At 62.8% G+C, this 20672-nt stretch carries 17 protein-coding genes; 6 read left to right on the top strand and 11 right to left on the bottom strand.

The window, feature by feature from the left end:
* Nucleotides 1-123: 123 nt before the first annotated feature.
* Nucleotides 124-750, bottom strand: coding sequence for a hypothetical protein (locus JSO19_RS09165; RefSeq protein ID WP_270911259.1), 627 nt, complete (start codon nt 748-750; stop codon nt 124-126).
* A 97-nt stretch (nt 751-847) separates the two neighbouring features.
* On the opposite strand from JSO19_RS09165, the gene JSO19_RS09160 reads away from it, so the two are divergent.
* From JSO19_RS09160 to JSO19_RS09150, 3 genes are all read left to right on the top strand, one after another.
* Nucleotides 848-1432, top strand: coding sequence for an exonuclease domain-containing protein (locus tag JSO19_RS09160; RefSeq protein ID WP_270911257.1), 585 nt, complete (start codon nt 848-850; stop codon nt 1430-1432).
* Between the two features lie 83 nt (nt 1433-1515).
* Complete coding sequence (ychF, locus tag JSO19_RS09155; protein ID WP_270911255.1) at nt 1516-2589, top strand: redox-regulated ATPase YchF; 1074 nt, start codon at nt 1516-1518, stop codon at nt 2587-2589.
* A gap of 407 nt (nt 2590-2996) precedes the next feature.
* Entirely contained in the window at nt 2997-3779 is a 783-nt protein-coding gene (locus JSO19_RS09150; protein ID WP_270911253.1) for a hypothetical protein, read from the top strand.
* A gap of 135 nt (nt 3780-3914) precedes the next feature.
* Here the strand turns inward: JSO19_RS09150 and JSO19_RS09145 are convergent, their stop codons facing one another.
* The 8 genes from JSO19_RS09145 to fepB all read right to left on the bottom strand — a co-directional run bounded on the left by JSO19_RS09145 (nt 3915) and on the right by fepB (nt 14560).
* Nucleotides 3915-5036 carry a class C sortase gene (locus JSO19_RS09145; RefSeq protein ID WP_270911252.1) on the bottom strand — a complete coding sequence of 374 codons (1122 nt, stop codon included), beginning with the start codon at nt 5034-5036 and terminating at the stop codon, nt 3915-3917.
* A gap of 73 nt (nt 5037-5109) precedes the next feature.
* On the bottom strand, nt 5110-6582 hold the full coding sequence (locus JSO19_RS09140) for a SpaH/EbpB family LPXTG-anchored major pilin (RefSeq protein WP_270911250.1): 1473 nt from the start codon (nt 6580-6582) through the stop codon (nt 5110-5112).
* Nucleotides 6583-6768: 186 nt separating this feature from the next.
* Entirely contained in the window at nt 6769-9177 is a 2409-nt protein-coding gene (locus JSO19_RS09135; protein WP_270911249.1) for a choice-of-anchor K domain-containing protein, read from the bottom strand.
* A gap of 518 nt (nt 9178-9695) precedes the next feature.
* Nucleotides 9696-10526, bottom strand: a complete 831-nt coding sequence (locus JSO19_RS09130; RefSeq protein WP_270911248.1) for a siderophore-interacting protein — start codon at nt 10524-10526, stop codon at nt 9696-9698.
* The gene (locus tag JSO19_RS09125; protein WP_270911247.1) at nt 10523-11398 is read right to left on the bottom strand and encodes an ABC transporter ATP-binding protein; all 876 of its coding nucleotides are present in this window, start codon (nt 11396-11398) and stop codon (nt 10523-10525) included. The genes JSO19_RS09130 and JSO19_RS09125 overlap by 4 nt, the downstream gene beginning before the upstream one ends.
* A 15-nt stretch (nt 11399-11413) precedes the next feature.
* On the bottom strand, nt 11414-12460 hold the full coding sequence (locus tag JSO19_RS09120) for a FecCD family ABC transporter permease (RefSeq protein ID WP_270911246.1): 1047 nt from the start codon (nt 12458-12460) through the stop codon (nt 11414-11416).
* Nucleotides 12457-13542 (bottom strand): FecCD family ABC transporter permease, encoded by a 1086-nt coding sequence (locus JSO19_RS09115; protein ID WP_270911244.1) that lies wholly within the window; start codon nt 13540-13542, stop codon nt 12457-12459. The genes JSO19_RS09120 and JSO19_RS09115 overlap by 4 nt, the downstream gene beginning before the upstream one ends.
* Before the next feature lie 19 nt (nt 13543-13561).
* Complete coding sequence (fepB, locus tag JSO19_RS09110) at nt 13562-14560, bottom strand: Fe2+-enterobactin ABC transporter substrate-binding protein (RefSeq protein WP_270911243.1); 999 nt, start codon at nt 14558-14560, stop codon at nt 13562-13564.
* Nucleotides 14561-14669: 109 nt separating this feature from the next.
* On the opposite strand from fepB, the gene JSO19_RS09105 reads away from it, so the two are divergent.
* Nucleotides 14670-16181: a helix-turn-helix domain-containing protein gene (locus JSO19_RS09105; RefSeq protein WP_270911241.1), complete on the top strand. Its 1512-nt coding sequence runs from the start codon at nt 14670-14672 to the stop codon at nt 16179-16181.
* Nucleotides 16182-16206: 25 nt separating this feature from the next.
* On the opposite strand, the gene JSO19_RS09100 is transcribed toward JSO19_RS09105, so the two are convergent.
* Together JSO19_RS09100 and JSO19_RS09095 are read right to left on the bottom strand one after the other, a co-directional pair.
* A complete protein-coding gene (locus JSO19_RS09100) occupies nt 16207-17382 on the bottom strand; it encodes a hypothetical protein (RefSeq protein ID WP_270911239.1) in 1176 nt (391 codons plus the stop codon).
* A gap of 97 nt (nt 17383-17479) precedes the next feature.
* Complete coding sequence (locus JSO19_RS09095) at nt 17480-19096, bottom strand: putative Ig domain-containing protein (RefSeq protein WP_270911237.1); 1617 nt, start codon at nt 19094-19096, stop codon at nt 17480-17482.
* A gap of 322 nt (nt 19097-19418) precedes the next feature.
* Here JSO19_RS09095 and JSO19_RS09090 point away from each other — a divergent pair, with 322 nt between their 5' ends.
* Both JSO19_RS09090 and JSO19_RS09085 read left to right on the top strand, forming a co-directional pair.
* Nucleotides 19419-19799: a DUF5684 domain-containing protein gene (locus JSO19_RS09090; protein WP_270911235.1), complete on the top strand. Its 381-nt coding sequence runs from the start codon at nt 19419-19421 to the stop codon at nt 19797-19799.
* Between the two features lie 55 nt (nt 19800-19854).
* Nucleotides 19855-20670, top strand: a complete 816-nt coding sequence (locus tag JSO19_RS09085; RefSeq protein ID WP_270911234.1) for an alpha/beta fold hydrolase — start codon at nt 19855-19857, stop codon at nt 20668-20670.
* Nucleotides 20671-20672 lie beyond the last annotated feature (2 nt).

Here is a 20672-nt window from a genome sequence, read left to right as displayed (position 1 = left end):
GTACCCGCAATAACGCAGTCATAACGATTGCACACAACAAAAGGGCGCTCAGTGTTGTCGGAACTCCACTGAACGCCCTGAAAAACGTCTCAAATACTGATATTTGAGCGGTTTTGGTTCATCTTACGAGAGCGGCTTCGCCGACTCTTCCATGTGTCGCACGAGGCCGAGCAACTCGGTGTACAAGGCCTCATTTTCGGTGCACATCTGCTGGGGCGAGTACGCCTTGAACGACCCATCGTCCATGCGCTCGAGGCCCCACTGCCCGCGCTGCGCTGCACAAGAGTCTGGCAACGAGTCAATCAGCGACGAATACTGCAGTACAAGATACCGGTTGCCGTCTTCAAGCTTGTATCGCCACTCCATGCCGAACTTGTTCGGCACCTCAGTGTTCATGTGCCAGCCCTCGTGCTCGACATCGAGCGAGAACGTCGTGCCAACCGAAACATCAGCGGTGTCGATCGCATCGTCAGGACGATTCGGGTCAACCTCAGGCTCTTCTGGCTCCTCAGGCTTTGGGTCAGGCTTTGGCTGCGGATCGGGCTTCACCGGTTCAGGCTTGACCGGTTCGGTCACCTCTGGCTTGTCGGTGTTGTCATCGCCCCCCTGAGCACCCGCGAGATTCATGACGATCAAAGAAACGAGAATCGCAATAACAGCGAGCGCACCCGTCACAATCCACGGGATGAGGTGGGGGCTACGTTCGCGCTCTTCCACCTCTTCAAAGTTGAAGATATTTTCATCGTTCACGAGGCTTAGCCTACCTGCGAAGCTGCGAGTTTCCTTGCAATATGCCGCATTCTGGCTTCAAAACTTCACTGTCAGACCCATGTGACATGATCTTTTCGTGCCCATAGACTTCACCGCAATCGACTTTGAAACCGCCAACTCTTCGAGTGCCTCCGCCTGCCAGGTCGGCCTCGTACGCGTGCGCGGTGGCGCCGTCGTTGAGCGCGAAGACTGGCTGATCAAGCCACCAGAACAGCACGCAACCTTCGAGCCCTTCAACGTGCACCTACACGGCGTCAGTGAGGCGATGACCCGCGGCGCCGAGCGCTGGGAAGAGCAGCTCCCCCGCCTGCTCGACTTCGTCGGCAGCGACGTCGTCGTGGCGCATAACGCAGGCTTCGACATGGGCGTCATTCGCGCCTCCTGCTCGGTGACGGTGCAACCCACGCCCAAGTTCAAGTATCTGTGCAGCGTGCAGGTCTCACGCAAAACCTACGACATCCCCTCACACTCGCTGCCCTTCGCCGCGGCCGAGGCCGGCTTCACCGAGTTCCAGCACCACAACGCCCTCGCCGACGCTGAGGCATGCGCCGCCATCATCGTCGATGCTGCAGCGCGAGCCGAAGCACCTGACGTGACCACGCTGGCAAAGACGCTCGGGCTCAAGCTCGCGACGTTGAAGGCGATCCCGCTGAAGCTGTAGCGATGTGGCGAAAGGGGCGATCCGCCGCTCATTTCACGCGATTCTCACGCCCCGCCACAGCCGCGTCGCCTAGAATAGAGCGCGTGGCTCTAACTATCGGTATCGTCGGCCTTCCTAACGTCGGCAAATCAACTCTGTTCAACGCGCTGACCCGCAACCAGGTTCTCGCGGCTAACTACCCGTTCGCAACGATCGAACCCAACGTCGGTGTCGTGAACCTGCCAGACGAGCGGCTCAACAAGCTCGCCGAGATCTTCGGCTCAGAGCGCATTCTGCCCGCCCCTGTGAGCTTCGTCGACATCGCCGGCATCGTGCGCGGTGCGAGCGAGGGCGAGGGCCTCGGCAACCAGTTTCTCGCGAACATTCGTGAGGCCGACGCGATCGCGCAGGTTGTGCGCGGCTTCAGCGACCCCGACGTGATTCACGTCGACGGCTCAGTGAACCCAGCGAGCGACATGGAGACGATCAACACAGAACTCATTCTCGCCGACCTGCAGACCCTCGAGAAGGCTCTCGTACGCTACGAGAAAGAACTCAAGTCGAAGAAAATCGACCCTGCCGTCGTCGACACAGCCAAGGCCGCAGTCGCCGCGCTCAACGACGGCAAGCTGCTCTCGCTCGCCGGCATCGACCTCGAGCCCATTCGCGAGCTCGGGCTACTCACCGGCAAGCCTTTCCTCTACGTCTTCAACGTTGACGAAGACATTCTGCAAGACCAGGGGCGCCTCGACGAACTGGCCGCACTGGTCGCGCCCGCTAAAGCAATCTTTCTCGACGCGAAGCTCGAGAGCGAGCTCATTGAGCTCGACCCCGACGAAGCACGCGAACTGCTCGAGAGCGTCGGCCAGGCCGAGAGCGGCCTCGACCAGCTCGCCCGCATCGGCTTCTCGACGCTCGGCCTCCAAACCTACCTGACCGCTGGCCCCAAAGAGGCACGCGCCTGGACCATTCCGGTCGGCGCCACTGCCCCGCAGGCCGCCGGCGTCATTCACGGCGACTTCGAAAAGGGCTTCATCAAGGGCGAGATCATCTCGTTCGAAGACCTCGTCGAGACCGGCTCGGTCGCCGAGGCCCGCGCCAAGGGCAAGGCCCGCATGGAGGGCAAGGAATACATCATGCAGGATGGCGACGTGTGCGAGTGGCGCTTTAACGTCTAGGCCTTTTGGTTTGCTGAGCGGCTCGGTGCGATTTCACGCCGGGCCGCTTTTTGTGTCGGGTGGCGGGCCGCGGGCGCTGTTTCGGCGCCGGGTGGGCGTTGCTTTCGCGCCGCGTGACACTCCCTGTCGCGGGATGGCACTCCCCTGCGCTCGGTGACACCCTGCGCACGCCGTGTGGTCAAAAAGTGTCGAAAAACCTCATGAAAATCGACATTTTTTGACCACGCGGTGAGGGCGAGCGGCCGGAGACGTGCGCCGCGCGCCACAGCAAGGCGCAGGAGTGCGCGCGCCCGCTCGCATGGGCCACCAGCCGTCCCATCGAGCCACAATCGCAACACACCCGGCCCACGTTCTTCGGTAGAGTGCCGATCAGAGAGGCTTTCCGTTCCTGAGAGGGGTAGCCAAACATGACTTTGCACCGAACGAAGCAAGCGCAGAGCACGAAACGCACACACAGCACGAAACGCAGACACGGCACGAAGCAGGCCCGCCGAGCGAGGCCGCGGCACCAACCCGAACGTGGCACGCGCCAGTTGCTCCTCGCCCCGGCGGTCGCACTCATTGGCGCGCTCGCGCTCGCAGGATGCAGCACCGCAGAAGAAGCGCCAGAGCCGACCATCCAAAAGCCAGAGACCGTGAAGCCCGCCGAGACACAGGGGGCAACGGGCGCCGCCGACGAAGACAGAGAGTCGAAGTTTGTGCTGCCCGGCATGTGCGAAGACCTGAACCCCAAGGCTGCCGAAGATTCGCAGAAGGCCATCACTGATCTCAACATGGTCGTTGAGGTAGAGCCGGTTAGCCTCGCCGTGTTCAACCAGTTCTCTGGCCCACGGGCCGAAAAAGCATTCCAGTCAGCCATCGAGGTCACCGGCTGCCAGTACCCGCTCTACCTGCACGGGCAAAGCGTCTGGCAGTGGGTCGCTGAAATTCCCGAGCCAGAAAGCACTGAGTTCATCAGAGCTCTCGAGGAAGACTACGACGAGACTGAGCTCGAGGGCACCCGAGTGTTTTCGCACACGATGACGCACACCTCAAATGAGGGCGGACCGTTCGAAAGCCAGATCGTTCACACCGCCTACGTTCCCTTTGGCGACGGCCTCTGGCTCGCGAGCATGTACATGGGCAACGAGCCGCTCGATTACGTCGCCGAGGCAATCGTTGCGGTAAAGCAGTTCAACGAGCTCGACTAGCGCAACCGTGCACAGCGGCAGCGTTACCGTTTGCCTCGCACCCGCTGTCCCGTCGAATGTACGGTGCCGAAACGCGCCGCGAGAGTCAGGGCACGGATCAGGGCGCAGATCAAGAGCCCAAATCAATGGTGCGGATCACCGCCGATGGCGCCCCCGAACGCGAGTCTCTGGGGCAGCGTTCTCATCGGGCCCGGTGCCAGCAGGTTCGGCTCCATCGGTAGTTTCGGCACCGGTGGTAGCGGCGCCAGTGGCGCCAGCGCCAGCGCCCGCGGGCACCGCCACGCGGCCCGTGCGCCAGACGTAGGCGCCGGCGATGATGATGCTGGCGCCGGCCGCGATGATCCACCAGGGAAAGCCGGGGAGTTCGGGCGTCGACATCGACGACTTGGCCTCGCCAGGCGGGGTCGGGGTGATGCGTTCTGCGGTGACAAGAATGCGGTGGCTGTTGATGCCGAGGGGTGTGCAGGTGACGAGCGTGAGCAGGTCTTCGCCATCGACCGGCAGGATCGCCTCGGTCTTTTCGGGGCTGATGACCTGCGTGTCGATGACACGGTACGAGTAGACGCTGTCGAGCACCGTGACCGAGATGATGTCGCCCTTCTTGCCGCGGTCGAGCTCGTTGAAGAGCGTCGCGGTGGGCAGCCCGCGGTGAGCGGTGAGCACCGATCGGTTGCCCTCGCCCCCGACGGGAAGCGAGGTGCCTTCGAGGTGGCCGACGCCCTTCAGGAGCGTTTCGTCTTCGGTTCCGTGGTAGATCGGGAGGTCGATGTCGAGGGCGTTGTACTTGAGCCGGCCCATGAAACCAGAGCCGGTGGGATCGAGCATGCTCTCGTACTCGAGGTGGGCCTTCTCGCTCTGAGTGCCGGCGTCGCTTGCGTCGCTGTCGGCGCCGCCAGCCGCACCCGCCCCGCCGACCGGAATGTTGCCGCCGGCCTCGAGCATCGCGCCGCTCATGAGCGCATCGTTGTACTCGCGCGCCCGCTCAACCTCGGCCGCGGTGAAGTCGGGGTCGTTGTTCGGCGGCTGGTCGAGCTGTTTGAGCGCGATCTCGGTCACGCGAGACTGCTCTTTTTGTGAAAACCATGAGGCAATGTGAGGGTACAAGAACACCCCAACCCCGACGATCACCACGACGCAAGCGACGAAGTTGAGCCAGGGCATCTGCCACCGCCGCGCGCGGGCCGGGATGGGTAGGGCTGCGCGATCCGCATCGTGCGATGTGGTCTCGGCCGGGTCGTGCGCGGGGTGCTCTTGCATGTTCGTTTCCTCGAAAGAAAACCCCGGGGCTCGTCGATAAGGGGAATTGGATCGCGAGCCCCGAGGCTTTCAGCTAAAGGGCTGCTGCCTTACGGCGCTTAGCAACCGTGATTGTTGCGAGACCTGCCGCGATGATGAGCAGGCCACCGATGGTGAGCGCGAGCGTTCCGCCTGCACCCGTCAGGGGCAGGTTCGGGCCCGCGTTGCGGGCGTTTTCGACGTCGAGGTCAAACACCTGCGCTTCACCTGGTTTGATCGTCACCTTGTTCTCGAAGGGTACCGCGGTGTGGCCAGCGGGAACCTTGGTCTCGTACACGCAGTAGACGCGCTCGGGGTCGCTGAGCGGGCCGTCTTCGCTGTTTGCTACCCAGAGGCCGAGTACGCTTGCGGGCGAAACGTTGTTCCACTGCACGGCGCCGTCTTTGTCTGAGACGCCGGTTGCGAGTGCACCGTCGGCAGGAGCGGTCGCAGCGCAAACGCCCTGTGCATCGGTCTCGAAGACCTTGAACTCAGCACCCTGAAGCGGCAGCTTCGAGCGTGAATCGTCGTGCTTGAAGATCGACAGCTGGCCCCAGTAGGTGTAAGGAACCTTCTCGCCGGGAACGGTTGAACCGTTGAACTCGCTCGAGTAGTCGTCGTTCGGTACTGAACCGTCGCCAACCGAGTTAACCGAGGTCACGAGGCGGATCGACAGGTTCTCGCCCATCGCCTTGTCGAGTTCGGCAAGGCCGTCCTTGGTGAAGTTCCAGGTCACACCATCGGTGTCGACGGTGTAGTGAGTGCCCTCAGTGAGGGTGGTGCCGTTCACCGAAAGAGCCGAGCTCTCGTAGCCGAGGCGGCTATCGAGCACGTCACGCACCGAAGCGGTGGTGAAGGTCTCGTTGTTGTTGAGCGTTGGCACGGGAACCGTGATGTTCCAGGCAACGTTGTCGCCCACGACGAGATCTTTCTGATCGGTCTCAATCGTCTTCGAGGGCAGATCCATGATCTGGTTCTTCGGGTCGGCCACGACGTTGTAGTTCCAGCCGTTGCCGTCACCGGTCTCGGCGGTAGGAATCGAAACGTAGAAGCTCGGCACCGGCGACACAATGTTGTGCGAACCGGGGTCGGTTTCTTCGACGAAGTAAATGCCAACGGCGAGGTCGAACGTCGTGGTGCCGTCAACGGTGCTCTGCACTGCAGCTGGCTTCACGAGGCAGAAGTCACCCTTCGGAGCCACGGGGGCGCTGTCGAACAGAGCCTTGAGACCCTTCCACTGAGACGCGTCGGTGAGGTCGAGCGGTGAACAGGTGTCGCCGCTCTTCGTGCCCACCTGCGAAACGGTGAACTCGACGCCGTCGAGCAGGTTCGCTGGGTCTGGGGTTTCGCCCGCGCCAACGGGTGAGCCCGAGTACTTGTTGATGGTCAGCGTGCCCTCGGTGGGAGCGTCACGCTGGTCTGGCCCCACAGCCGCGTGTGCAGCTGTTCCAAGCGCGACAGTACCCGCAAGTGCGAGAGCCGTTGTGCCGGTTAATGCAAGGAGCCGACGGAGAGAGTTTCTCTTCATTGTCTTGTATTCCTTTTCTTTCTGTGAGTTCTGCGGCGTGCGAGAGCACGCTGTAGACAGTGAGGTGGCTTTCGTTTTCGTGCATGCCAGGAGAAGCCGGGCAGGCACGAGAGTCAAAGTGAAACGGGGAGGGGCTGCAGCGCAGCCCCGGCGGGGCAAGAGACGCCCCGCCGGGCGAACGAGGAACTAAGCCCTCGCCGCGCGCAGCTTTCGTCGGTATAGAGCTGCAACCGCAAGCCCGCCGAGTGCGGTCACGGTCATGCCCGCGATCGAGAAGGCATCACGCCCGATGCCGCCGGTCAACGGAAGCGTCGGCCCCACCATGGGGTGGTTGACGAGACCGCCGAGGTCGAAGGTCAGTGAGGGCGTTTTGGCCGTGATCTCGAACTCAATCGGGTTGCTCAGCCGGTAGTAGCCGGCGGGAGCCTTCACCTCGGTGAGCGAATACTTCCCGAAGGGCAGACCCGAGATTCGAAACTCGCCGCTCTTGACGTCTCGGTCGACGCCATCGCAGTTATCGCTGTCGCAGTCATCGATCTCGAGGGCCTTGCCCGAGGGCAGCTTGAACTCGTGAGCGAAGCTGTCGGGACCGGTGAGGGTCCACTCCGAACCCCCGAGACGGTTGCCCGTCACGTCGGTCTTACGCCAAACGACCGCCCCGAGCTGGCGCTCAGTGCTGTTCGTCACGGTCACACGCTTCGTATCGCCCTTTGCGACGACAACGGGACCATCGATTGCTGGCGCTGACCAGAGCCACGAGGTATTGGGCAGTCCTGAGGCTTCGCCCGCTGGAAGATCCGCCTCGGTTACCGAACATTCGGCACCCACCGGAATCTGGTTCGCTTTCGGCATGCCCGCGGCAGGCTTCAGCTCTGCCGGGCCTGCCCCGGTCGTCGACCAGGTGCCCGAAGCAACAGTCTTGCCCTTCAGCACACACTGGTAGTTGCCCTTGAAGTTGACGCCATCAGCGCTGTCAGGAACAGATTCGTCGAAGGCCTTCACGATCTCGAGCGCGCCCGTTTGGTACACGTTCTTCACGGTACACACGACCTGCTGACCGGCAGCAACCGTGACCTTCTCGTTCTTCGCGTCGACCGGTGCGCCCTGCTTTGTGACGCACGACCACCCGTCGGCCATCGCGTAGCCAGCCGTCGTGTTCGGGTTGTTCGCCTCTTCAGCGAGGGAGTAGGTGCCAGCGATCACACGCCCATTGACACCGCTCTTGCCCGTGAGCTTCTCGCTCGCGGTAGCGCCTTGGCCGCTCGCTGAGAGGGTCCAGTCTTGCGGGGTCGCGACGGGCGCGGTCTGCCCGGTGCTGTCTACCTGCTTCACGAGCGTGAGCTCGGCCGTCGGAATGTAGGTGTTGGTGTACGTACACGTGATTGGCGCGTTGACCGCGTTATCGGTCGTCACCTTCGGCCGAACCACGAGCTGCCCCGTCGCCAGGTTCGTCGTGATGCCCTGCACCGGTTTGCCGCCACCGTCGAGGCACTGAATATCAGTGAGCTTCCAGTCGGCGGGCAGCGGAGCCTCGGTCACCGTGAGGGTTTCGCCCGAGTTATAGGGGGCTTTACGGCTCGCTCCGTCAGTGAGTGAGAAGTTCGGCGTTGCCGCCCAACCCGAACCCGCGAGCGTCGATGCCGCGGTGAAACCGAAGGTTGGTTTGCCGGCCGGTGCTCCGTACGGAGCCTCAACCTTCTTAACAATCGTCAGGTCACGGACCTGCTCAACCGAAGCGTAGAGGCAGCCGTAGGTGGTTCTGGTCTCGGTCGTGCGGAAGAGGTTCTTCACGCTGCCAAGGTCGGTCACGATGGGCTCGCAGACATTCTGTCGATTGGGCTCCCGGAAGCCGTGCACGACGAGGGTGTACGTGATGCCGTTGTGCTGGAACGTCTGATCACTGATCTGGTTCAGGAAGTCAACGAGGTCATCGTTGTTGGGGTGCGTCTCAGGCCTGTCATTATTGGGGGTCTCATGCAATCGCCACTGATAGTGCAACTCCATACCCATGAAGAGGATCTGCATTTCGCCGCGGAACCAGCTGTTGCTGAGCCCTGCGACTGGGTTGTTGAGGTGCGCCATGCGCCCGAGGTTAAAGATTTGGCCGACCTCAAACGAGGTCACATTTGCCGGGGCGAATCCGAGCGCGCTCTGCTGGTTCAGGTCAAGCCTGCCACTACTGTTGAGCCCCTGGTTGCCTCTGCCGTGAGCCGAATACGCCGTGCTCCCGCTGTTCACCCAGCCAGAGTAGCCGTCGCTGTACGAGTTCCAAGATGTGCCCCGGATACCGTTTCCATTGTCAATGCTGCCGCTCGTCGTCGTGTTGGGTGCGACACCGTAACGCACCTGATCGGCGCCGTTCGGCTTCGCGTTGCCCCATTGGCCCGAGTAGCCGGTGTGGTACGCCATACGAGCTTGAACCCCGGTTGCAGGAATCGAAACCATGGCCCGCGGCACTGCCGCCGCGAGTTCTGCCGCGATGGGCTCGGCCGATGCGGGCTGTACCGTTTCTGCCTGTCCAGGCTGACCTGCCCGGCCTGCCTGTGCGGGTGCGCCACCCGCTTCGGTGCCAAACGCTGGCACCGAAGGAGCCACCGCAAAGCCGCCAATAAGCGCGGCAATGAGCGCAGTTTTTAGGCGTGTTCGTTCCCCAAATTTTCGTTTCTTTATCAACAAAAAGAAATCCCCTTTCTTTATCAACAAAAAGAAATCCCCTTCATTTCCCCACGGAGAAACTTACAAGGGAGAGAAGGCTAAACTACAATTGTTTGCTTATTCCATGCTACAAACATGCCTTAAATGCCGCATTCGCTGTGCTTATGCGACAAGTGTCTGATTGTTGCGGGCTTCTGGCCTCGAAATCGGGCGGTTTCTGAGCCCGGCTCGTGCGCGCTGTCAGGCGCGGCCACTTTCGGAGCCCGTGTGGTCACTTTCACGCGCTCTGTGGTCAAAAAGTGTCGAATTTCTCTCGATTTTCGACACTTTTTGACCACACGATGAGGGCGGATCGGCGCGAGCCGGTCACGAGGGCGAGTTGACGACGCGGGCGGGCGAGGCGAGGCGGCGCCGCGGGCCAGCCGACGACGCGGGCGATGCGCGAGCGCGCGCGAACCCTAAATCGCGAGCGCGAGGTCGTCGAGCTCGGTCACCGTACCACCTGAGGCGAGCGCCTCTTCGTACGCGGCGAGGCGGCGCTCGTCGATCTGCGTGTTCGTGGTGTTCTGCTTCCAGTATCCGAAGACAGCAACGTCGTCTTTCGTGAGGCCGACGGTCTTGCGAAAGAACGAGCGAATCTGCTTCATCTCGTCGCGCTCGCCGGCGCCCCAGACGACGACGTTCGAGGGATCCTCGAGCGTTTCAAGCTGAGCGCCGAAGCCGTTCCCGGGAGCGATGCGCGTGAGGTTCAGGCCGGGAACGACGGGAAGCTCAGCGAAGGCGACCTCGTCATTGGTGGCGATCCACCCGCGGCCGGGAAGCTCACCCTCGATCTGATCGAGAATTGCGTAGATCGCGGGAATCGAGGTGGCATCGGCAAACAGTACCGTCGAGCGGCCGTTTGACTCGGGGAACGTGAAGTGCGGGCGCGGGCCACCAAACGAGACGGTGTCGCCGATCGCGAGGCTTGCCAGCCAGCGCATCATGGGGCTGTCGGCTCCGTGGCGCACGACGTCGACGTCAACCGTCTTGTCGGCCTCGTTGAACGAGCGCACGGTGTACACGCGCGACTCAGAGCCGAAGCGCTCATCAAGGTAAAAACGCATGGCAACGTTGGGACGCTGCCACAGAGCATCGTCGTCAAAGCCGGGAACGTGCAGAACAATGCGGGCGAGCTCTGGCGTCACGTCGTTGATCTCACGCACGGTTGCGGTGTCGAGCTGCAGGCCACTGTTGTGGTCGTCAGACTGGATCGCGCTGGTCTTGTGCAGTGGTGTTGACTCGGTCATACGAGCTCCTCTTCTGCCATGGGCGCCTGGCCCTCGGCGGTCGATGTGGTGGTTCGGTCGGCAGCCGCACGCAGGTCGCGCGGCACGATCAGGGGTCGTCCCGTTTCGGGGTCGGCGATGACGAGCGCTTCAAGGTCGAAGACGTCGCGCAGGAGCTCTGGTGTGATGAGCTCGTCGGGGGTTCCGTGGGCTACGACAGCACCGTCGCGCATCGCGACGATGTGGGTTGCGTAGCGCGCGGCAAGGTTTAGGTCGTGCAGCACGGCGACGAGAGTTCGACCGCTCTCGTGCAGCCGCGAGCAGAGGTCGAGCACGTCAATCTGGTGGGCGATGTCGAGGTAGGTGGTCGGCTCATCGAGCAGCAAGACTGGCGTGTCTTGGGCGAGGGCCATCGCGATCCACACCCGCTGCCGCTGCCCGCCACTCAACTCTTCGACGAGGCGATCGGCGTGCTCGAGCATGCTGACCTCGGCGAGGGCGCCCGTGACGGCGGCTTCGTCGCTCGCACTCCACTGTTTGAAGATACTCTGATGTGGGTTGCGACCCCGCGCGACCAGGTCGGCGACCGTGATGGCCGAGGGGGTGACGGGTGCCTGCGTGAGCGTCGCGATCGTGCGCGCGATCTCTTTGGGCCGCATGCCCGCGAGGTCGAGCCCGTCGAGGGTCACCTGCCCCGATACCGGGCGGATCATTCGCGACAGCGCACGCAAGAGCGTCGATTTGCCACAGCCGTTCGGTCCGATGATCACGGTGAACCCGTTCGGCTCGATGTCGAGGTTCAGGTCGGTTGCGATCGTGGCAGAGGGATAGGCGAGCGTGAGCGCCTCAGCCGTCAGTCGAGAGCCTTGCGTGGGGTTCGCGGGGTTCTTCATAGTTCTTTCGGTCTCCTAGATGCGCCGCGCGAGCAGCCAGAGCAGGTATGCGCCGCCGAGCACGCTCGTGATGAGGCCCACGGGGGTGCGCATACCGATGTCGAGGTTTTGGGTGAGCAGGTCGGCGGCGACGAGCAGGAGCGCTCCAACGAGGGCCGAGAGCCCCACGAGCACGCCGGGCACCTGCACGAGACGTCTCGCGATCTGCCCAGAGGCAAACGCGATGAAGGCGATGGGCCCCGCCGCCGCCGTCGCAACGGCGGCGGCCATGACGGCGAGCAGCAGCGCAATAAATCGGGTGCGCTCAACACGCACACCGATCGCGGCGGCGCTGTCGTCGCCCATCTCGATGAGCGCAAGGTCACGGCCGAGCCAACCGAGCAGCGGGGCAAGAACCGCGAGGGCGATGATCGTAGCGGTGGCGTGTTGCCACCCACGCCCGGTGAGCGATCCCGCCGACCAGAGCTGCGCGAGCATCGCGTCGGTCACGTTGGCCCGCGCAATGAGCAGCGACGAAAGGGCGCTGACGACCGCGCCAACACCGATACCGACGAGCACGAGCCTGAGGCCTCCCGTGACGCCATCACGGCGGGCGAGGAAGTAGACGATGAGCGCGGTGACGAGGCCGCCGATCACCGCGGCGATAGCGGTTGCGAGCATTCCGCCCCGCAGCACCACGATTTGAAAGACCGCGCCGGTTGCCGCACCCGAGGTGAAGCCGATGATGTCGGGCGAACCGAGCGGGTTCTTGGACAGTGATTGAAAGACCGCGCCGCTCATGCCGAGGAGGGCTCCCACGCACAGCGCGGTGAGGGCCCGTGGCATGCGCCTGCCGAGCACCGAACGACTGAGCGACGGCCTGGCCTCTCCCGTGAACACCGAAACGAGTTCGGGCACGCTGAGTGGTTTGGTGCCGAGCATGATGGTCGCGACGATGAGCGCGAGCAGAATCGCACCGACGATCGCCGAGACGGCAAGCACGCGGGGGCGCACGCGAAGGGTGAGGCCACGGCGGCCGAGCACCGATCCGCTCACAATGCTTGGCTGGCGCACCGCGGTCATAGTGCCGACACCTTGCGTGAGCGCACGAGGGCGACGAAGAGTGGGCCACCAAAGAGTGCTGCGGCGATGCCGGTTTGCAGCTCTGAGGGCGCCGTGATGAAACGGCCGAGCGTGTCGGCGGTCACGAGTAGGGTTGCCCCAATGATCGTTGCGGCAGGAAGGAGGCGATGATGCTCATTGCCTGAAGCAAAGCGGGCGATGTGGGCAGCGCCAAGCCCGATAAAGCCGATGGGGCCGGCGGCAGCGGTTGCCGCGCCTGCGAGCAGCACGACGGCGAGCGCCGCGGCAATGCGGGTTGAAAGGATGCGCGTGCCGAGCGATGCGGCGACGTCGTCGCCGAGCGCGATCGCGTTGAGCGGCCCCGCGAGTAAGAGTGCGAAGGTAATGCCCACGAGCACGAATGGCACGACGGTGGCAATCACGTCGAAACCTCTGCTCTGCAGTGAGCCGATTGACCAGAATCGAAAGGTGTTGAAGGCGGCCTCGTTGCTCAAGACCACCATTTGGGTGAGCGCACCCAAAACGATACTCACGGCGGTGCCGGCGAGGGCGATGCGAACCGGACTCGCGGCGTTACCCCGTGCCGTGCCTAACAAGTAGACGACCACCGCCGCTACCGCGGCACCGAGAAAGGCGAACCAGATGTAGCCGCGCGGAGTCGTGATGCCAAACAGGCTCATCGCGATCACGACGAACAGCGAGGCTCCCGCGTTAATGCCCAAGATGCCGGGGTCGGCGAGGGGGTTACGCGTAACCGATTGCATGAGTGCGCCCGCAAGCCCGAGCGCGGCCCCCACGATGATGCCGAGCACGATGCGAGGGAGGCGCGACTGCACGATCACAAGGTGATCGTTGTTCGAGGGGTCATACGAGAAGATCGCCTCAATAACCGCCGAGGGGGCAATCGGGTTTGAGCCGAAGCCCAAGCCAGCGACCGCGGCGACGAAGAGCAGCAGCAGGGTCACGACCATGACTACTGCGGTGCGGCGCGCGGGAGCCCGGCGCGAGCCGGGGTGTGCACCCGTACCCGAACCCACACCGGGCCCTGCCCCGCGGCCGCTGCCGGCCGCACTCTTCGACACGACGGTCACTGGCTACCGACTACTTCGAGAAGGTGTCGACGACGAGCTCTACCGTCAGCTTCGCGCTGTAGTAGTCGAGCCTGAACGCCTGGGTTCCGAGTGAGAACACCCGATCTTCGGCAACGGCAGGCTGGTTTGCGAGCAGCGGATCGGCGCTGAAGTCACCGACCGCGTCGCCGCCGCCCATCGCCACGACGAAGATGCTCTTGGCCTTTGCGAGGCCGTTGGCCATGTTCTCGCTCGTGAGCACGTCGATCTCGCCGCCCTTTTGGCCGTCGGCTTTGAGGTCCTGGTCAACCTGCTCGTAGGTGAAGCCGAGCGACTGAATGAGCTGAGCCTGCGGGCTCGTCGGGGTGTACGCCCAGGCGCCCTCGGCACCCATGTACACGAGGCCGGTCACGGGCTGCTCGGGCAGCTCGATCTTCTTCGCCTCACCCGCGACCCACTCGTCGTACTCTGCGAGCACGTCGGTCGCCTTCTGCTCGAGGCCGGTGATCTTGCCGAGCTCGGTCGTGAGGTCTTGCCACGTGTCGTTGCCGTAGTCGAGCAGCACGGTCGGGGCGATCTCTGAGAGCTGGTCGTAGGCTTCGAGCGTTGCGTCGCCGCCATTTGACGAACCAATAATGAGGTCGGGCTCGAACTGATCGATCGCGTCGATATCGAGGGTCAGGTTGCCGTAGGCCACCTCGACGCCACGCTCGTCGGCAACGTCGGCCCACTGCGTGAAAAAGCCCTTGTCGTCGGTGAGCGGGGTGGGCGCAGCCGCACCCGTTGCGACGAGAGGTGCCTCGAGCGCGAGCAGGCTGCCCGTGATCGAGGGCGAGGTTGAGACGATGCGCAGCGGCTTCTCGTCAATCGTGGTCTCGCCCGCCTCGTGGGTAATCTCGCGTGGCCATTCGCCCTCGGCTTCGGTCGCGGGAGCGGTGTCTTCAGCTGCTTCGGGGGCAGCGGTGCCACAGCCCACGAGCAGCAACGCGGCGGCCGCCGCAGCGAACATTGCCGGCAGTGTTTTTGCCATACGATATGGCCCTTTCTTGAGGTACGGTTCTTCAGTCGCGGCACAGGGGCACGCGATACCATCAAAGTTAGCTAAGCCTTACCTAGATCAGTTGATTGAAAGTGACAACGTGTTACCAGCCTCAACCCACGCGCCCGTCCTGCTTGACGAGCCCGCGCTCTATGCCGTGCTCGTGGGCGAGGCGACCGTTCGCGTGGGGCAGGCTACTCACACTGTCACCGAGCGAAGCGGCCTGTACGTGGCGGCGGGTGAGACCGTTCACGTTGACCCGAGGCCAGGAAGCATTGTTATTCCCGTTCCTTCGGTAGGCGTTCGCGCCGCGTCGCACACTAACGTCACGATTCGTGACGAAGAGTGGCCTGGCCTCGTACACGCCTTTACCACCTCGCTTGGCCATCTCGATGGCCCAGGGGCTCCCGTCGAGGTACACGGAGACGTGACTGAGGGCCTCGCCGCCCCTACCCCACCCCGCTCGCCAGAGCTTCGCGCGCTGGCCGATGCGTTCATCGCGCACCCCTCGTCAGATATCGCCACGTGGCTCGCAGAAACCGCTCCCGGGTGGAGCAGGCGCACCGCACAACGCCGCTTCGTCGCCGAAACCGGGCTCACGATCAGCGCTTGGCTGCGCCGCTCCCGCGTGCACCGCGCGGCGCAGCACCTCACCGAGGCACGAGACCTTGAGTGGATCGCCCACCTCGTCGGCTACCAGAGCGTCGCGGGCTTCATTCGCGCCTTTGCCGACGAAGCGGGCATGACCCCTGGGCAGTGGAGAAGCGTCAGAATGAACAGCGACGCCGCCAGCGCAAGGCTTGTCTTTCGCGATACAGCTACCGAGCATCGGCAGCGCACGTGGACCCGCGTGAACGGAGCCCACGTTGCCGTCTGGGCCGCCGTGGGTGAGGCAACGCTCTGGGTTCGGGGCAAGGCGATCACGCTTTCTGAGGGAGAGGCCGCAATCATTCCAGCGGGAATGCCCAATGCGCTCGAGATTCCCGAGGGATCGCTCCTTATCCCCGTAGGTTTTCGGTCTGGGGTAACCGGCGGCCTCGGGGTCACGACGCGCGCTGCAATGCTCGGCCCACTCGGCTCGCTCGCCTCGGGCGACACCGGCATCGAAACGATCGCTTCGATGCTCGCCGCGTACACGAGTATCGGGGCGGTCGACGTGCACCCCGACCGCGGGTTCGCTACGGTACTCGCTGGGTCAGCCTTGCAAGGCGATGACAACGACGACGCGCTCCTTGCGAGCTTCGCGAGCTTCTGCTCCAAAGCACCCGACGTCGAAACCTCCATTGCGGCCCGGCACCTCGGCTGCAACGAGCGCACACTGCACCGTATCGTGGCCGACAAGACGGGCGAGGCCCTCCCCGCCTGGCGCAGGCTCTCACGCATGACCGGTGCGCGAAACCGTCTTGGCGAGGGCGCACGCCCCTCAGAGATTTCACGCGACCTCGGGTACGCACACCTGCCTGCGTTCAGCCGCGCATTTCGAGAGGTGCACGGAGCAAGCCCTGCGAGCCTTGATGTGCCGAACTTGCTCTTCTCGCGAGGAGCCTGGGGCCGTTGGGCCCCAACGCCGCGAGTGAGCGCCCGTAACGCCTCTGACGCCATCAGCTCGTAGCGCAGAAGCAGGCAGAGCACTGCAGCTACTGCTCGGTGAGCGTCACCTCGCCGCTCCCATCACCCGCAAACGCAACCGAATACTTTCGGTAGTCAGTCTCGAGGCTGCCGCCAATCTCAACGGCGCCGCTCTTTTCGAGTGATGGGCCCGTTTCGTCATCGACCTCGATAAACCCACGGTTGAGGTACATGCTGAGCGATGTGAGGTCATCGAGCCCAGCGTCGCTCGCGGCTTTCTCGGCCCCGGGTAGCAGAGCCGCCCAGGCAATATCTCGCACCGAAAATTGCTCACCCGCAGTTTCGGGCTGTATCGAGGCGGGGCCTTCGTGCGAGACGACGCCACCACGGTAGATCCATACATCGGTGTCTTGCGAGCCCGCGGCGACCGGAGCGGTGTAGTGCACGTAATCATGAGTGACTACAACAGAGACGGCATTGTCGTGGCCGGTTTCGCCGGTGAGCGCTTCGATCGCACGCTCAAGCGTGGCTGGCTGCATGACATCGGCCGTTGCCTCGCCGCGCTGCCAAGCCTCAATCGTGTTCATGGCTCCCTCACGGTATGGCAATATGACGAGCGCGGCCGCAGCAAGCAGTGCGAGAGCGTAGAGCCCGATGCGCCAGGGGCGACCCTTCGCGCCCGTACCCAAAAGCGGCTGCGTGCGTTTGCCTTCTGGCGTCAGCTGCTCCTTTCCCGGGACGCGAACCGGCCCCGCGGCAGAGGCATCAGGCACCGCAAGCTGGCCCAGTTCGTCATGCAATGCGCTGTCGTCGAGCAGTGCCACGTCTGGCTCACCGTCGGCAAGCACCGCGACCTCGTGCACGCTGCCCGGCTGATACCGCGGCACGTCAGTGACCCGAACGACCCTGCGGGTTTCGGTGCGGTACGCGGCTGCATCGCGTGGCTGAACCGTGAGCGTGAGCACGCACACGGGCTGGTCATTAATCTGCGTGCCGGTCTGCTGCAGACTGTCAATGCGCGCACAGCCAACCCTGCCCGCCTGTTTCGCCGCGAGCACGGTTTTGGGCGAGGGAACCGCCACGGCCGTGGCCGATCTCGCGACAAGCAGCAGCGTGCCGCACAGCACAGTTACACAGAGCCCAACGGGAATTGCCCAGACCGCACCAGCCGGCGGGCCGACAACCTGAACCACGAGGCCGCCGAGGCCGAGACCGATGCCGATGAAAGTGAGTAAGCGAAGCACGCGTAAGAGTTTAAGGGCCGTTTTATGGCGAAAACAAGCAACACGGCCGGTTCTCTGCGCAGAGAACCGGCCGTGTTGCTTCGAGAAGCTGCCTCGCTTATGCGATTGGCTTGCGTCGCACAAGCAACGCCATACCCGTCAAGACGACGGCACCGGCACCGGCGAGCAGCCACGCTGGCAGAGCACCACCGGTATTTGGCAGCTCAGGGCCTGGGGTAACCGGAGGCTCTGGCTTTACCGGTGGGTCTGGATTGACCGGCGGATCGGGATTCACCGGCGGGTCAGGATCAACCGGAGGGTCAGAATCAACCGGCTTTTCGCCAACGGTTACTGAATACTCGGCTTCAACACGGTTGCCGTGCTTATCGGTCGCCAACACCGTCAGGGCAAAGACTCCCTGCTCAGTGGGCACCCCAGAAAGCAGGCCGTCTGGGCCGAACTCAAGCCCCGGCACCTCGCCCGCGAGCAGCGTGTAACGATTTGTTTCGTCACCGATCGCCTCATCGTTGATGAAGCCCTCTGTGGTGGTAAACGCAAATGAGTAATCGGTTTCCAGGTGACCGGCGACAGGATCGTCATTCACGAAGGTAGCCCGCTCAACAGGGTACGTAATCACCGCCGAAAAAGGAGGGCCGTTGGGAACAATCGGTTTCGAAACGCCAACTTTAACAGAAGTGGCATTGTCGGCGAGATCGCGCCAGATTGCCCCTTCGCCGTCTTCTGTTGCCTCGGCAAGATCAGAGATGGCTTGTCGCTGGCCATATGCCATTGAGAAGCTGTCGGCCACGTCAATCTTGGTGTATTCATCAGCGCCCTCGGGCACCAGCACCGGTGCGCCGGTGACCTCTTGCGCCTGGAAGCCGACTGTTCGGAGCTTTGGCATCGTCTCAATGTACGAGAGATCACTCACGTGGTTGCGGTTGATGTTGAGTAACGTGAGCTCTTGCTTGCCCTCGAGCGGCTCAATGGTTTCAATCTGAGCGCTCGAGGCACCTACTGAGTTCAGCCCCGCTACGCCACGGAGTGGTTCAAGGTCAGACACTCCGGTGTTTTGGAAGTTGATGTCGGTGAGAGTGGTAACCCCGGTCAACGGGTCAAGGGTGGTCACCTTGGTATAAGCGACTTGCAACCACACCAGCGCGGTGTTGCCACGGAGCCCTTCAAGTGATTCAACCGCGGTGCCGTTCAGCTCAAGCCAGTTGATCTGAGGAATCGTCGAGAGCGACGAGATGTCACTGAGCTCCGGGTTGTTGCTCGCCTTAATCTGGGCAAGAGCCGGCAGGTTTCGCAGTGGCTCAAACGTTTTAATGTTGTTGTTCTGAACGTGTATGCCCTGCATACGCTCGGCATACTCAAGCCCGGTGAGGTCTGTAATGCCTCGCCCCTCACCGTCGAGCCAGTAAAGGTGCCGCACATCGCCAACCGTCAGCGTTGCTTCATCGGAGTGGGTGAGACGACTCACAACCCTTTTGAGCTCCGGATCAGGCATGTACACGAGTTCATCATCGCCCATGCGTGTCGTGGGCTCAGGGAGCTTCTCGGGCTCCAGCTCTTTTTGTAAAGCATCATTCTCTGGAATTGCCACATCGTCAGGCCCGATACTCGTGAACGTCGGCGCTTCTTCGCCGGTCGCGTGCGCTCCTGATAGCGGCAGCCCAAAGCCGCCAACCGCTAGGCCGGCGACAAGCAGTGCAGCGCTCGAGAGCGCAAGCATTTGCTTGCCTAGAGGCCTTTAGACCGACAACGGTATATGCTTCATGCAGTTCCTCTCCTGAATACCACAGACGGCAGAATCTACAGACAAGAATCGATGACCGTCTACCTCAACTATCGCATAGTTACGAACTGAAATACTAGGGGCGCAGCGCGTACCTTCGCCAAAAACGCACGCACTTCTCGACGCAAGTCGCGTAGGCGCTCTGGGGCGGTTGCGGCTTGGCGCGGGAGGTCTTCCCACCTCTCCATATGTGAAGCCCGGGGGCGCCAGCGGTATACAGCCCTGTAAGCAGCACGCCCAACGCTCTAAGATAAGAGGCATGAACAATGCCGAAGAGCTCTTCACCGCAGCCACCATCACGAGCTTCTCGGCTGTTGGCCTCGCTTTTTACATCCTGCTGGCAATCGCCGTCTGGCGCGTCTTCTCGAAGGCTGGCTACGCCGGAATTCTCGCGCTGATTCCCATTGTCAACCTCATTATTCTGGTGAAGATCGCCGGCTACTCAGGCTGGTTTGTCCTGCTCTACCTCATCCCCGTGGTCAATGTCATCATCGCAGCATTTGTCGCGGTGAGGGTGGGCGAGAACTTTGGCAAGGGCCCCGTATTTTCAATTTTCCTGCTCTGGCTCTTCCCCATCATCGGGTACTTCATCGTGGGTCTCGGCAACGCGACGTACCGCGAGCCGGTAGCCCGTTACTAACACAAGCGCTGGCGCACCCCACGGAGAAGTCAGAGGCACGGGGTACATTAGACCTGTGACCTCAGCCAGCTCTTTTTCCATTCATTCCACGCTCATTCACGAGACCCCGAGCGCGGCAAAGCGCCGTGTCGTCTTCTTGCACGGCCTCTTTGGGCGGGGCAAGAACTTCACCCGAATCGCAAACGCTTTGCTCCCTGAGGCAGAGAGCCTGCTCGTCGATCTCCCGAATCACGGCCAGTCTGAATGGACGGCCGACCTCAGCTACGAAGAGCTCGCTGACCTCATCGCCGGGCATATTCGAGAGACCAGCGGCGAGCACCTTCCCATTGACCTCGTCGGTCATTCAATGGGCGGCAAGGTCGCCATGACCCTTGCGCTGCGACATCCAGAGCTCGTGCGCCGGCTCGTGGTGATCGACATTTCACCCACCAATGCGATCTCAGGCCGAGGCCAATTTGAACATCTGCTTGGCTCGCTGGCCACCATTAACCTTGCGACGCTTGAAAAGCGCACCGACGCTGCAGCTCAACTGAAACCGCTCATTCCCGACGACGGAGTGCGGGGTTTCCTGCTCCAAAATCTACGCAGGGGTGATGAAGGCTTTGCTTGGGAACCGAACTTACACCTTCTGCGCGCAAAGCTGCCGACCATCATGTCGTTTCCCGAGGTGGGCGACGCCAATTACACCGGCCCCGTGCTCTGGGTGGGCGGCTCAGAGTCGCACTACATCAGCGACTCCGACGAGCCGACCATGCGCTCGCTCTTTCCCAAAACCATCCGCATGACGGTGCGCGGGGCTGGCCACTGGGTCCATGCCGAGAAACCAGAAGAGGTCATCGCAGCGCTGCGCGGGTTCCTGCTGAGCGAGTAGCT

It is taken from the genome of Leucobacter sp. UCMA 4100, from assembly GCF_027853335.1.
Classification (GTDB): domain Bacteria; phylum Actinomycetota; class Actinomycetes; order Actinomycetales; family Microbacteriaceae; genus Leucobacter_A.
This window is presented reverse-complemented; position numbering and strand designations above follow the sequence as displayed.

Coding starts and splice junctions, on each gene's coding strand:
- JSO19_RS09150 (WP_270911253.1), top strand. CDS start 2,997: ATGACTTTGCACCGAACGAAGCAAGCGCAGAGCACGAAACGCACACAC.
- JSO19_RS09145 (WP_270911252.1), bottom strand. CDS start 5,036: ATGCAAGAGCACCCCGCGCACGACCCGGCCGAGACCACATCGCACGAT.
- JSO19_RS09140 (WP_270911250.1), bottom strand. CDS start 6,582: ATGAAGAGAAACTCTCTCCGTCGGCTCCTTGCATTAACCGGCACAACG.
- JSO19_RS09130 (WP_270911248.1), bottom strand. CDS start 10,526: ATGACCGAGTCAACACCACTGCACAAGACCAGCGCGATCCAGTCTGAC.
- JSO19_RS09125 (WP_270911247.1), bottom strand. CDS start 11,398: ATGAAGAACCCCGCGAACCCCACGCAAGGCTCTCGACTGACGGCTGAG.
- JSO19_RS09120 (WP_270911246.1), bottom strand. CDS start 12,460: ATGACCGCGGTGCGCCAGCCAAGCATTGTGAGCGGATCGGTGCTCGGC.
- fepB (WP_270911243.1), bottom strand. CDS start 14,560: ATGGCAAAAACACTGCCGGCAATGTTCGCTGCGGCGGCCGCCGCGTTG.
- JSO19_RS09095 (WP_270911237.1), bottom strand. CDS start 19,096: ATGCTTGCGCTCTCGAGCGCTGCACTGCTTGTCGCCGGCCTAGCGGTT.
- JSO19_RS09090 (WP_270911235.1), top strand. CDS start 19,419: ATGAACAATGCCGAAGAGCTCTTCACCGCAGCCACCATCACGAGCTTC.